The 12,651-nt window shown below is 64.9% G+C and carries 13 protein-coding genes; 4 read left to right on the top strand and 9 right to left on the bottom strand.

Going from position 1 to position 12,651, the window contains the following annotated elements; translation table 11 throughout:
• The first annotated feature begins 35 nt into the window (after positions 1 to 35).
• Positions 36 to 905 (top strand): endonuclease/exonuclease/phosphatase family protein, encoded by an 870-nt coding sequence (locus tag MUU55_RS13905; protein WP_425314180.1) that lies wholly within the window; start codon positions 36 to 38, stop codon positions 903 to 905.
• Here the strand turns inward: MUU55_RS13905 and MUU55_RS13900 are convergent.
• Both MUU55_RS13900 and MUU55_RS13895 read right to left on the bottom strand, forming a co-directional pair.
• Positions 877 to 2,337, bottom strand: coding sequence for a phospholipase D-like domain-containing protein (locus MUU55_RS13900; protein WP_244761332.1), 1,461 nt, complete (start codon positions 2,335 to 2,337; stop codon positions 877 to 879). The genes MUU55_RS13905 and MUU55_RS13900 overlap by 29 nt on opposite strands.
• Positions 2,338 to 2,466: 129 nt before the next feature.
• Positions 2,467 to 3,525: a succinylglutamate desuccinylase/aspartoacylase domain-containing protein gene (locus tag MUU55_RS13895; protein ID WP_244761331.1), complete on the bottom strand. Its 1,059-nt coding sequence runs from the start codon at positions 3,523 to 3,525 to the stop codon at positions 2,467 to 2,469.
• A gap of 146 nt (positions 3,526 to 3,671) precedes the next feature.
• Between MUU55_RS13895 and MUU55_RS13890 the strand changes: the two genes are divergently transcribed.
• The 3 genes from MUU55_RS13890 (at position 3,672) to MUU55_RS13880 (ending at position 5,479) form a co-directional block, all read left to right on the top strand.
• Positions 3,672 to 4,232: a methylated-DNA--[protein]-cysteine S-methyltransferase gene (locus tag MUU55_RS13890; protein WP_244761330.1), complete on the top strand. Its 561-nt coding sequence runs from the start codon at positions 3,672 to 3,674 to the stop codon at positions 4,230 to 4,232.
• Between the two features lie 81 nt (positions 4,233 to 4,313).
• On the top strand, positions 4,314 to 4,892 hold the full coding sequence (locus tag MUU55_RS13885) for a TetR/AcrR family transcriptional regulator (RefSeq protein ID WP_244761329.1): 579 nt from the start codon (positions 4,314 to 4,316) through the stop codon (positions 4,890 to 4,892).
• Positions 4,893 to 4,993: 101 nt separating this feature from the next.
• Positions 4,994 to 5,479, top strand: coding sequence for a hypothetical protein (locus MUU55_RS13880; protein WP_244761328.1), 486 nt, complete (start codon positions 4,994 to 4,996; stop codon positions 5,477 to 5,479).
• Positions 5,480 to 5,591: 112 nt separating this feature from the next.
• On the opposite strand, the gene guaA is transcribed toward MUU55_RS13880, so the two are convergent.
• The 7 genes from guaA to MUU55_RS13845 all read right to left on the bottom strand — a co-directional run bounded on the left by guaA (position 5,592) and on the right by MUU55_RS13845 (position 12,641).
• A complete protein-coding gene (gene guaA / locus MUU55_RS13875; protein WP_244761327.1) occupies positions 5,592 to 7,154 on the bottom strand; it encodes a glutamine-hydrolyzing GMP synthase in 1,563 nt (520 codons plus the stop codon).
• A gap of 53 nt (positions 7,155 to 7,207) precedes the next feature.
• The gene (locus MUU55_RS13870) at positions 7,208 to 7,852 is read right to left on the bottom strand and encodes a 5'-methylthioadenosine/S-adenosylhomocysteine nucleosidase (RefSeq protein WP_244761326.1); all 645 of its coding nucleotides are present in this window, start codon (positions 7,850 to 7,852) and stop codon (positions 7,208 to 7,210) included.
• Entirely contained in the window at positions 7,849 to 8,298 is a 450-nt protein-coding gene (locus MUU55_RS13865) for a PaaI family thioesterase (protein WP_117368392.1), read from the bottom strand. Before MUU55_RS13865 ends, MUU55_RS13870 begins: the two co-directional genes overlap by 4 nt.
• A gap of 80 nt (positions 8,299 to 8,378) precedes the next feature.
• Positions 8,379 to 8,834: a TspO/MBR family protein gene (locus tag MUU55_RS13860; protein ID WP_244761325.1), complete on the bottom strand. Its 456-nt coding sequence runs from the start codon at positions 8,832 to 8,834 to the stop codon at positions 8,379 to 8,381.
• A gap of 38 nt (positions 8,835 to 8,872) precedes the next feature.
• The gene (locus MUU55_RS13855) at positions 8,873 to 9,979 is read right to left on the bottom strand and encodes a DUF1513 domain-containing protein (RefSeq protein ID WP_244761324.1); all 1,107 of its coding nucleotides are present in this window, start codon (positions 9,977 to 9,979) and stop codon (positions 8,873 to 8,875) included.
• Positions 9,979 to 11,106 (bottom strand): imelysin family protein, encoded by a 1,128-nt coding sequence (locus tag MUU55_RS13850; RefSeq protein ID WP_244761323.1) that lies wholly within the window; start codon positions 11,104 to 11,106, stop codon positions 9,979 to 9,981. The genes MUU55_RS13855 and MUU55_RS13850 overlap by 1 nt, the downstream gene beginning before the upstream one ends.
• Positions 11,106 to 12,641: a di-heme oxidoreductase family protein gene (locus tag MUU55_RS13845; RefSeq protein WP_244761322.1), complete on the bottom strand. Its 1,536-nt coding sequence runs from the start codon at positions 12,639 to 12,641 to the stop codon at positions 11,106 to 11,108. The genes MUU55_RS13850 and MUU55_RS13845 overlap by 1 nt, the downstream gene beginning before the upstream one ends.
• Positions 12,642 to 12,651 lie beyond the last annotated feature (10 nt).

The raw sequence follows: 12,651 nt of genomic DNA, 5'->3' as shown, positions 1-12,651 counted from the left end.
TCGGCGGTTGCCGTTGGGGCAAGGCGGACCATATGATGCAGAGAACGCATGAGGAAGCACCCTTGGACAGGAACGGCAGGACCCCATCGGCCACGCTGCTGACGGCCATTCGCAACCGTCGCGGCCACCGGCCGCCGGAAAACAATCGTCCGGGCGACACGGTGATCGCCTCCTACAATGTGCACAAATGCATCGGCGTCGACCGGCGTTTCGATCCCGAGCGCACGGCGAGCGTCATTGCCGAAATCGATGCCGACGTGATCGCCATCCAGGAAGCCGACAAGCGGTTCGGCGAGCGCTCGGGCCTTTTGAAGCTCGATATGCTGGAGCGCGACTGCGGCCTCGTGCCGGTGCCGATCACCGCGCTGTCCTCAACCGGCCATGGCTGGCACGGCAACATGATCATGATCCGCAAGGGCGCGGTCGGCGGTGTGCGCCAGCTGAAGCTGCCGGGTGTCGAGCCGCGCGGCGCACTGGTCGTGACGCTCGATCTGCCCACCGGCAAGCTGCGGCTTGTCGCCGCCCATTTCGGGCTGTTGAAGCGCTCGCGCGAACAGCAGGCCATGGCGATCCTCGCGTCGCTCGCCGAAGACGAGGCGATGCCGACCCTGCTCGTCGGTGATCTCAACGAATGGCGCGTCGGGCGGGGTTCGTCGCTTGCCCGGCTGCATCCTACCTTCGATCCGGCCTCCGGCGCAGTGCCGAGCTTTCCCTCGCGCTTCCCCGTGCTGGCGCTCGACCGGGCGCTCGGCCATCCGCATGACCTCGTCACCTCCGTGGAGGTGCATGATTCACCGCTTGCCCGCGTTGCATCGGACCACCTGCCGATCAAGGCGCATATCGATCTGAAGGTGGTCTCGGAGCGCTCGGCGATGCCTATAGATAGGGCGAGCCAAGCCATGTGATGCGCTCGACGAGGCGATGCACGAAGGGCCGCGCCCTGAGCTCCTCCAGTTTCACCTGTTCGGATCCCGCAAGCGCCGCGTCGATGCGCGCGCCGATGAGATCGGCGAAATCGGGGTCGATCACTTCGATATCCACCTCGAAATTCAGCCTGAGCGAACGCGGGTCGATGTTGGAGGAGCCGACATAGGACCAGGTGTCGTCGATGACCGTCAGCTTGGAGTGGTTGAAGGCGCCCGAGGCGCGCCAGATGCGGCAGCCGTGTTTCAGCATCTGGTCGAACTGCGCGGTCATGGCGAGATCGACGAGCTTCAGGTTGTTGGCCGAGGGCACGATGATGTCGATCTCCACCCCGCGCCGCGCCGCCGTGACGATGGCGCTGATCAGCTCGCGGTCGGGCAGGAAATAGGGCGACATGATGCGGATGTGATGCTTCGCCACTGACAGCGCGCCCATCAGCATGCGGTGGTTGGTCTCCAGGCTCCTGTCGGGACCTGACGGCACGACGCGGGCGAGCATGCCGCTGTCGGGCGCATCCGGCGGCGGCGCGATCTGCCAGACCGCGCCGAAGAGTTCGTCGCCGCCGGAAAAGCGCCAGTCCTCGTAGGCGATGCGGAAGAGGTCGCTGACGACGGGGCCGGTCAGGCGGAAATGCGTGTCGAGTGCGGCCGCATCGCCGGCAAATTCGGTGCAGAAGCCGGCGCGGATGTTGAGCCCACCCGTGAAGGCGACGCTGCCGTCGACGATCAGGATTTTCCGGTGGGTGCGCAGGTTGGCATAGGGCAGGCGCAGGCCCATGACGATATTGCCGTTGAAGACATCGACCGGGACATGCGCCCGTTGCAGCTCCGAGACGATCGAGGGAATGGAATAACGGGCGCCGACCGCGTCGATCAGCACGCGCACCTCGACACCACGTGCCACGGCGGCCGAAAGCGCCTCGACGAAGCGCTGGCCGGCCGCGTCGCGGTCGAAAATATAGGTTTCGAGCAGGATGGAGCGCTCCGCCGCGTCGATGGCTGACAGCATGGCGGCATAGGCCTCGTCGCCGGTCGAGAGTAGCCTGATCCGGTTGCCGGAGGTGAGTTTGCAGCGCCCGACCGTATCGCCGAGCCGCTGCATGGCGGCGAGCGCCCGGCCGAAGGCCACCCGCATATGGTCGTTGGAAACGTCGTATTCGGCGCGGTGGTACCAGCCGGCGGCGATCAGGCCCTCGCGGCTGAGGTTCAGCGTTTTGCGGCGGATGCGGTTCACGCCGCCGATGGCATAGATGACGGGGCCGACGACGGGCGAAAGCACGATGACGCCGACCCAGCCGATTGCCGCGCGCACCTCTTCCTTGGTCATCGTCGCATGAATGGCGGCGGGGATGCCGAGGATGACGGAGAGGGCGACGAGGATATGCGGCCAGTAGGCGGAGAGCGTCTCAAACATGATGCGTGCAGACCACCGCTTACGTCTCCTCCAGTCATAGCCGCTACTGCGGCTCGTATGCTCCTAATTATATATTGCTTCCGGCAGCGGGATTGCGAGGGGTGCAAACCCCTCGCAGGGAAGATTCTCTCAGTCCTCCAGCGTGCCGGGCTTGCGGTCCTTGCGGGTCGCTTCGTGGCAGGCGATCTTCATCAGGTCGTCACCGCGGCGCGCATAGCGGGCAGAGGCGCGGGTGGCGATCAGGCCGTCATGGGCCGCTGTCACACTGATCGCGCCATTGGGCGCGCCCGGCGTGGTGATGAGCGTCGCCAGGAGATCGCCAGCCTTCACGCTCTCGCCGATATCGCGGTGGAAGAGCACGGTGCCCGGCTCGGGCGCGCGCACCATCTCGATATTGTCGAGCGGGATGGCCGACCCGGTATAGGCCTTGGCGGCATGGGCGGGATCGGTGACGACGCCGCGGCCGGCCAGGAAAGCCCAGAGGCCATCGGCATCGCGCTTGGCCATATCGGGATAGACATCGCGCCGGCCGCGCAATTCGACGGTGACGGAGAGGCGGCCCGGCACGCTCTTCAGCTTGTCGCCGCCCTGATGCTTGAAGGCATGGCCGACAGCCTCCTCGAAGGCGGTGCTTTCACCGTCGGAGAGGAACACGGCCTGCATATCGAGGGCCGCCGCAAGATCGGCCGCCTCCGGCCAGAAGGCATCGTCGATATAGGCATATTGCAGGCTCTCGTCGTCGCAGTGCAGGTCGAGCATGAGGTCATGGCCGAGCGCGAGGTGCAGCAACGTGCGCTTCAGCCTGTCGGCGGCGCTGCGATGGGAAAAATTCTCCAGCAGCGTCTCGCGCTCGGCGAGCGCAATCAGCGGGTAATCGCGGTTGAAGTTGGTGCGCGATCCCAGGTCGAAGCGGCCTTCCATCTCGCCGAAATGGAACTGGGCGAGGCCGACCGGGTTGGCCTGCGGGATGACGGTGATATCGCCACGGATCGCACCCTCGGCATCGGCCTTGCGCAGGCGTTCCAGCAGGAAATGCAAGAGTGCGGTGCCGGGCAGTTCGTTGGCATGCAGCGCCGCCTGAATGTAGACGGAGGGGGCGGCCTTGTCGCTGCCCTTGAAGCGGTAGACCGGCACGCGCCATTCGATGCCCGCCGTATCGCCGCCGATGATGATGTCCGAAGTCTCCACGTCGCGCCCTCGCTGAATCGTTTTTCGAAGGTTTATGCGAATTGGACGCGGTGGAAGCAAGTCCCCGGCCGCGCCGCGCAAGAAACGGGTTGAAACAAGCCGGGCAAAGCCCGATCTTGGGGTGGAAACGGCAGGAGGAGCCGCGCGTGACCGGCAAAACCCACTATCTGATCTTCGACACTGCGGGCGGCCCCTGCGGTATCGCCTGGACGCAAGCGGGTGTCGTGCGCTTCCAGCTGCCGGGCGAGGATGCCGCCACGACCCGTCGCCTGTTGCTGCGCCATCTGCCCGATGCCGAGGCGGCCGAACCGCCTCTCGCCGTCCGGAAGGCCGTGGCGGCGGCACAGCGCTACTTCGCCGGCGAAGAGGCCGATTTCACCGCCGTGCCGCTCGATCTTACCGGCCAGAGCGATTTCTTCCTGAAGGTCTATGATGCGGCGCGCCGCGTACATTGGGGCGAGACGACGACCTACGGCACCATCGCGCGCGATCTCGGCGCCGGGCCGGAAATGGCGCGCGAGGTCGGCCAGGCCATGGCGAAAAACCCCGTCGCCCTCATCATTCCCTGCCACCGCGTGCTCGCCGCCGGCGGCAAGGTCGGCGGCTTTTCCGCGCCGGGCGGCTCCATCTCCAAGGTGAAGATGCTGGCGCTGGAGGGCATCTCCTTCGCCCCGCCGGCCCCGGCGCAGCAGTCGTTCGGGTTCTGATCGTGGTGTAGCGTGCCGCTCGATCTTGCAGTCCGATTGGTATGGACTTGATTTTCGACCTACTAGTTGGTAGGTTGTGGCATGAGCAATCTTTCGACCACTGCCGATGACATTCTCCGTTGTGCCCGCACGCTTCTGATCAAGGGCGGCTACAACAGCTTCAGCTATGCCGACATTTCCGACGTCGTCGGCATTCGCAAGGCGAGCATTCATCATCACTTCCCAAGCAAGGCGGACCTCGTCCGCACCGTTGTTGCGCAATATCGTGAGGAGGCCAAAGCCGGGATCGACGCACTGGAGCGAGCGGTTTCAGACCCGCTTGAGCAGCTTCGCGCCTATCTCGGCTATTGGGAGGCGTGCATCGTCGATGCGTCGCATCCATTTTGCGTCTGCGCGATGCTGGCCAGCGAAGTTCAGGTTCTGCCGGAAGAGGTTGCCTTCGAGGTTCGCGCGCATTTCCGGCATCTCTCCGGCTGGCTGACCTCCGTGCTGGAGCGTGGCGCAGCGGGAGGCCGTTTCAGGCTGGCGGGGACGGCCGAGGAGAATGCGGAACTGTTCATGGCGACCGTTCACGGCGCGATGCTGTCGGCGCGTGCCTACGGGGATTCCAGGGCTTTCAGCACCATCACCCGTCCCTTGCTGGAGCGTATCGCCCCATAACCCTGACAATGCCGAGCATGGCATTTGATTCGAAAGCCTACCAACTAGTAGATAGATGTAATCTCACAGACGTTTTCCCAACGGATAGAAAGGCAAATCGCATGTTCGGAATTTCTTCGCTTGGCTGGATCCACACGCTTGGCAGTTTGCCGGCCATTCCCGTGGCGCTCTACATGTTCGGCCGGCATGGCCGGATCGTTCCGCGGTCCAGGGCGGGTGCCGTCTATCTTGGCTCCATGCTGATCGGTGCTCTGACGGTCTTTCTCGTCGCCCGCCAGCCGGTCAGCTACGGAATCGGCGTGACGACGATCCTGGTTCTGCTTGCAGGCTATGGCGCGCAAAGCATTCTCGGTTCGACGCGCGTCGCCCGGTATGTCGAAACGATCTGTCTGAGTTTGAGCGCGTTTCTGCTGATGCTGCCGACCATCACGGAAATCCTGCGCCGTGTGCCGGATGGACATCCGCTGGCGCCGGATTTGAATTCGCCGCTGTTGCTCGGTGCACAGGGCGCACTGCTGGTGATACTCGTCGTCGGATTGGCTGCCCAGATCCTTTATCTCAGGCGAAACAAGGCTGTTTCAAACTGAGTGTCTTGCCCGAGACGCAAGCATCCGGCGCGGCCGCCGGATCGATGAAAAGCAAGCAGGAGAGGGATGTTTCGATGATGGCTTTATCGCCGAAACATCCCTGCCGTATTGCTTATTCCCACTCGATCGTGCCCGGCGGCTTCGACGTCACGTCATAAACGACGCGGTTGATGCCGCGGACTTCGTTGATGATGCGGGTCGCGGCGCGGCCGAGGAAGTTCATGTCGTAGTGGTAGAAGTCGGCGGTCATGCCGTCGACGGAGGTGACGGCGCGGAGCGCACAGACGAATTCGTAGGTGCGCCCGTCGCCCATGACGCCGACAGTCTGGACGGGCAACAGCACGGCGAAGGCCTGCCAGATCTTGTCGTAGAGGCCTGCCTTGCGGATCTCGTCGAGATAGATCGCGTCGGCTTCGCGCAGGATCTCCAGCTTGTCGCGGGTGATGCCGCCGGGGCAGCGGATGGCAAGGCCCGGACCGGGGAAGGGGTGGCGGCCGATGAAACTATCCGGCAGGCCGAGCTCGCGACCGAGCACGCGCACTTCGTCCTTGAACAGTTCGCGCAGCGGTTCGACGAGCTTCATGTTCATGCGCTCGGGCAGGCCGCCGACATTGTGGTGCGACTTGATGGTGACCGAAGGGCCGCCGGTGAAGGAGACGCTTTCGATGACGTCGGGGTAAAGCGTGCCCTGGGCGAGGAATTCCGCGCCGCCGAGCTTCTTGGCTTCGTCCTCGAAGACTTCGATGAACAGGCGGCCGATGATCTTGCGCTTGGTTTCGGGATCCGAAACGCCTTCCAGCTCGCCGACGAAACGATCGACGGCATCGACATGGATGAGGTGCAGATTGTAGTGCTCGCGGAACATGGCGACGACGTCGGCCGCCTCGTTCTTGCGCATCAGGCCGTGGTCGACGAGGATGCAGGTGAGCTGCGCGCCGACGGCCTCATGGATGAGAAGAGCCGCGACGGATGAGTCAACGCCGCCCGACAGCGCGCAGATGACGCGCTTGTCGCCGACCTGCTCGCGGATCGCTTCCACGGCGCGGGCACGGTAGGCCGACATCGACCAGTCGCCCTTGATGCCGGCGATCTTGTGCACGAAGTTCGAGAGCAGCTTGGCGCCATCGGGCGTGTGCACCACTTCCGGATGGAACATCGTCGTGTAGTAGCGCTTCGCCTCGTTGACGCAGATCGCGAAGGGGGCGTTTTCCGAGACGCCGATGATCTCGAAACCTTCGGGCGCGACGGTGACGCGGTCGCCGTGGCTCATCCAGACCGGATACTTGTTGCCAACCTCCCAGAAGCCGTCGAAGAGTGGGCTGGACTTCAGGATTTCCACATCGGCGCGGCCGAATTCGCGGGCGTGGCCGCCTTCGACGGTGCCGCCGAGCTGGGTGGCGAGCGTCTGCTGGCCATAGCAGATGCCGAGGATTGGCAGGCCGGAATCGAAGACCACCTGCGGGGCGCGCGGGCTGCCCTGGTCGAGCACCGAGGCGGGGCCACCGGAGAAGATGATCGCCTTCGGCTGCATGCGGTGGAAGGCTTCTTCCGCCGACTGGAAGGGGATGATCTCGCAATAGACGCCTGCTTCGCGCACGCGCCGCCCGATGAGCTGGGTCACCTGGCTGCCGAAATCGATGATGAGAACGCTGTCGGGATTGGCTGTCTGGGTCATGGCGAGCCTTTAAAGAATATCTCTTTGCCGCGCAACGGGGGACGGCCGGATTTTCAGCCTTTCAGGGCGATGGTTCCGTCGAGCATGGCGGCCTCCAGACGATCGACGGCAGCGGCGAGCTTTTCGTCGATGACATCAAGGTATTCCGTCCAGTTGCCGATATGGGTGAGCTCCGCCTTGCCGTCGGAAATGCCGCGAAGGCCGATGAGGGGAACGCCGAAGGCCTGGCAGGCCCGCAATGCGCCAAAGGTTTCCATCTCCACCATGTCGGCGTCGATGCCGGTATAGGCGGCACCCGAGACGATGTTGGCGCCGGTGGAGAGCCGCGCGGCGGGAATGCCGGGAATGCGGACCGGCAGGGAAACCTCGACCGGCAGATCAAGAAAGGGCGTTGCCCCCCTGGTGAAGCCGAGCGGCGAGGCATCCATGTCGCGATAGGATACCGAGATTGCCTGATAGATCTCCGTCTGCTCCAGCGTGGCGGAGCCGGCCGAGCCGAGCGACACGACATAGTCGGGCAGGTTGCCATCCGCCGCCAGGTGGCAGAGCGCCAGCGTCAGCTGCACGGCGGCTTCCACGGGCCCGACACCGGTCATCAACGGCGTGATGCGGGCCTTCAGATGCGGGCCGTATTCGGGATTGGCGGCCATGACATAGAGGATGCGTTTTGCACCGACAGTCTTGAGGGCGAAACTCATTCGGTAATGTCCTCGCGGCCGCGCACCACCATCATCGTGCTGGTCATCGAGGCAATCAGCTTTGCGGGTCCATCGGAAATGGCATAGCCGCGCCCGTCGGCGACGATGATGTTGGAGCCCGGCTTGGTGATCTCGCCGCGGAACAGGAAACGTTCGCCCCGCCCCGGCGACATGAGATTGACCTTGAATTCGATGGTCAGGATCGAGGCGTCGGCATCTATGACGGAATAGGCGGCGTAGCCGCAGGCCGTGTCGAGGGCGGCCGAAATCACGCCGGCATGGAGAAAGCCGTGCTGCTGCGTCAGCTTCTCGTCAAAGGGCAGCTCGATTTCCACCGTGCCGTGCTCGACACGGGTGAGCTCGGCACCGATCAGCGCCATGGCCGGCTGGCGGCCGAAACTTCTGGTGATGCGGCCGGCGAAATCCGGCGGTGGAAAGCCTGTCATGATGCCCACGTTTTTGCGGGCGCGCGGCCCGGAGGAACGGGCCGACGTTTGCATGGCGCATGCTGCACTGCAAGCGGGTTTCAGTTGAGCGTGACGATTGCGCCGTTGAGCGCGGTCGCGAAGGCGACCCAGGCGAGGTAGGGCAGGAAGAGAAGGGCCGCCGTGCGGTCCTGCCGCCAGGACGCGGCGATGAAGCCGCCGACGGCCACGAGAAGGCAGAGGATGACGATCAGGGCCGAGGTCGGATCCTGCAGCCCGAAGAAGATCGGTGACCACGCGAAATTGAGCACGAGCTGGGCATACCAGAGCCGCATGCCCATGGAGCGGCGGAGCGACAGCCAGGTGCGCGCGCCGACGACCGCGATGACGACGTAGAGCACGCTCCAGACCGGCGCAAACAGCCAGTTCGGCGGGTTGAACGACGGTTTGGCGAGCGACTGATACCAGTCGCCGGGCACATTGTTGGCGCCGATCAAGAGGCCGCCGCCGAGAACGAGGATAAGAAAGGCGAGATAGACGAGGGGCTTGTTGTTCATGTCCCTGACCTAGCGCGCTTTCCGCAACCGTCCAGAGGCTATGCGCTCCGGGATATCAGACTGGTTATGTGCTGGTCCCAGGCGACATCGTCGCGGCGTCCGGCAAAGTCGCCGTCATAGGACGAAACGGCAAAGCCGTGCGGTGCGCGCGCGATGCCGGCGGCATCCGTGACGCTTTCATCGCGCAGGACCCCGCCGGTTTTCGCATCGAGCACGACGAAGCGGCCGCCATTCGGCGATGTCAGGCCGACGAGACCTTCGCGGCGGTTGACGGCGATGGCGCCGACATAGTTGGCAAGGCCGATCGTGGTGTCCTCAGGCAGCGACAGGAAGGTCAGGTCCTCGCCCTTGCCGAAATGGCCGACGAGCGGCGGGAGGTCGTTGCGCGGGCCTTCATACTGGCAGGCGAACCAGATGCGGCCCTTGTCGTCGAGATCGATATGGCGGGTGGAGAGCTGGCGCAGCTTTTCCGGCAGCGCGTGGCGTTCGACAAGCGCGCCGGTCTTCGCATCGATCAAGGCGAGCGAGGGCTCCATATGGTCGAGATTGAGCTTGGTGCGGCCGAAATCCGGATGGGTCTCGATGCCGCCATTGGCGGCGATCAAAAGCGTGCCGTCATCGCTGACCGAGAGGTCGTGCGTGCCGATGCCGTAGGTCTGGTATTCGCCGATGCGGCGATAATTGTCCCGCGCATCATAGAGGCCGATGACGCCGCGGTTGGCGTCGAAATCGTTCTCGCTGGCATAGAGCAGTGTGCCATCGGGTGAAAAGCAGCCGTGGCCGAAGAAGTGCCTGTTCTCGGTGGCGGCGATGGTTATCGGCTGCGTCTTGCCGCTGTGGTCGATGACCAGCGCAAAGGTGCCGGGGCGGCGGGCAAAGGCGACGAGGTGGTTCGTGGCGGTCGAAAAGGCCATGCCGTGGCTGCGGGCGGGCAGCGGCGTGCGCTCGATCACGCTGCCGTCTTCGGCAAGCACCGCAATGCCGAAGCTGCCGCCTGCGGTCTTGTAGCCGGAGGCGAAGACGGCGTTGGTGCGCGACAGCGCGAAGGCGGCCTGCGGGGTCAGCGCCGCCGCCCAGGCCGCACCCGCCATGCGCAGGAAGGCGCGCCGGTCGAGGAGCGCGCTTTGGCCGCCCGCTTTGCGCATCAGTCGCCGTCCGAGAAGGAGAAGCCGGAGCCGAGTCCGATGGCGCCGCCATAGCCGCCGTCGAAGGCGAGGATCAGCTCACGCGTGTTGACGAGCAGGAAGTTGATCTTCTGCTGTTCCGCCGGCGTGGACACCGCCTTTTCCATGTCGGTGTCGATGGTCGGGGTCATCCTGCGCAGTGATTTCAGGATGAAATCGATGTTGCCGTTGACCGAGGCGATGCTGGGATCGATGAGATCGCCCATGCCGGATTTGTCGAACAGGGTCTGCAGACCCTCGAGGTTGGCTTCGATCGACGCCCAGGTGTTGCCCGAGCGCCAGAACACTGCCGATTTCGGCCGGGCGATGCCGCCATTGCGGTAGAAGGTTTCGATGCGCTGGTCGCGCACCGCCTCGGCGCCGTGCACGAGAATGCCGAGCAGCGCCGTCATCGCCTCCTTGCTGGTGCGGAAGACCGGATTGTCGGGGCCGGGATGTTTCCAGTCCTTCTGCACGCCGTCGGGTGCATCCCAGGCGGCGGCGAGTTGGCCGGCCGTCGTCCAGATATGGCTGGCGACGGCTGCGGCATAGCGGCAGCGGAAGGCGTCCGGTTCCTTTGCTATGGCGTCAGCGCCGGTGCCGTAGAGCGCGAATTCGAGGGCTCCAAAACCCTGGATGGCGACGCTCTTGCTGCCCATGGTCGCGGCGTCGGTATCCGCCTCGTCCGCCTTCTGCAACAGCGCCTGCACCTGCTTCAGGCCGGTGCCCTTGCGGTCGGGATAAAACAGGATGCGCTCGAAGCGGTTGTCGTCGATGACGGGGCCGATGCGCATGATTTCGATGCGGCCCCAGTCGGTGACGGCCTGGCGGAATGCGGCATCGACGGCCTTGCGGCCCTCGTCCGAGGGCGCCTTGCAATAGGCCGTGGTCGTTTCGGCAAGCTTGCCGGCGGAGGCTTCGAAGGTCCGGTAGCCCGGCCGGATCACGTCGTCGATGGCGCGCGTCATGATGCCGGTGACGATCTCTTCGGTCAGTTCGGGCACGGCGGGCGCGCTGCCTTCCTGTGCGAAGGCCGGCAGGCTCGTTGCAAACAGGAGGGATGCAGCAAGCAGGGAGCCGAACCGAGGGAAAGGTGGGCGCTGGGTCATCAGAGGCTCTCCAGGAAGGTCAGAAGGGCGTCGCGGTCGTGTTTTTCCAGCGCGGCGAAGCGGTCGCGTGCCTTCTGGCCCTCGCCGCCGTGCCACAGAATGGCTTCGGTGAGGGAGCGCGCGCGCCCGTCATGCAGGAAGAACGTATGGCCGTTGACGGTTTTTGTAAGGCCGATACCCCAGAGCGGCGGCGTGCGCCACTCCCGTCCGCTCGCCACCCCCACCGGCTGCCCGTCGGCAAGGCCTTCGCCCATGTCGTGCAGCAGGAAATCGGAATAGGGCCAGATGAGCTGGAAGGCCTGCGCCGTGTTGGCGGCATCGCGGCGGGTCACGAATTTCGGATGGTGACAGGAAACGCAGCCCGTCTCGTAAAACAGGCGTTTTCCCGCGAGCGTTTCAGCGAAGCTCGCCTTGCGCCGTGCCGGTACGGCGAGGTTTTCGGCGTAGAAGGTCACGAGGTCCATGACCGGCGGCGGCGCTTCCGCGTCACCGAGCCGCGTCTGCACGCCGTCGGGGCGCTCGATGCAGGCGGTCTGCGCGGGCATGCAATCGCCCTGGTGCAGCGGCACCTCCGGCGTCGAGATGCCGATATCGAAGGCGAAGGCATCGGCGCTCTGCTGGCGCACGGTGGCCGATTGCGCCTTCCAACCGAAGCGGCCGAGCGCCTGCTTGCCGTTCGTCGGATCGATGGCGATCGCCGCCGTGCCGCTGATGCCGTCTCCATCCGCGTCGGCGGGATCGGCCAGCGCCAGAATGTCCGCTTCGTGGATGGCCTCGACCAGGCCGAGGCCGAGCATGGGCTGGGTGACACGCGGCGAGAGCGTGGTGGTCGCATCGAGAGCGCCATAGGCGAGGTCGGCGACGGAATAGCTCGGGCGGCGGAGAGACACGACCTCGCCACCGGCCAGCGTGACCGGTTCCTCGGTATAGTCGATGACCATGCGGCCCTCGGCCTTGAGGCCGGGAATGGCCTGATCCTGCAACTGCCGTCCGTAGATCGGGTCGGGTAGGCTCATCGCATGGAAGCTCTTCAGCGCCGCCTCTTCTTGGGGCGTTGCCGCCGGGCGGGCGAGGCGCAGGAACATCGAGGTGGCATCTTCTGCCCCCTCGGGCGGATGGCCTCGGCCGTCCTTGATGTGACAGGCCTGGCAGGAGCGGGCATTGTAGAGCGGCCCAAGCCCATCGGACGCCTGCGTGGAGGAGGGCGAGGAGACCCAGAGCTTCTGGAACAGCGCGTTGCCGAGCTTGAAGGTCTCCTGCTCCTCGAAGGTGATGTTTTCGGAAAAGTGGGAAAAACTGTTGCGGTCGATTTTCGCAAGCGACGTCGCAGCACCGGCCGACATCGCCTCGTAGGGCTCGGCCTTGGAGAAGTCGGTGGCCAGGGCCGTGACGGCCTGCACGCGCTTCAAATCTTCTTCAGAGAGGTCATCGCGGCCGCGCGTCTGCGACTGCGCCGTGCCCAGAACGAAAACGCCTGCCGCGACGGTGACCGCGGCGGAAACCGCGAGCAGGCGACGGGCAGGGCGTTCTGTCATGCAGGAAATC

The organism is Shinella curvata (assembly GCF_022899935.1).
Lineage (GTDB): Bacteria > Pseudomonadota > Alphaproteobacteria > Rhizobiales > Rhizobiaceae > Shinella > Shinella curvata.
This window is presented reverse-complemented; position numbering and strand designations above follow the sequence as displayed.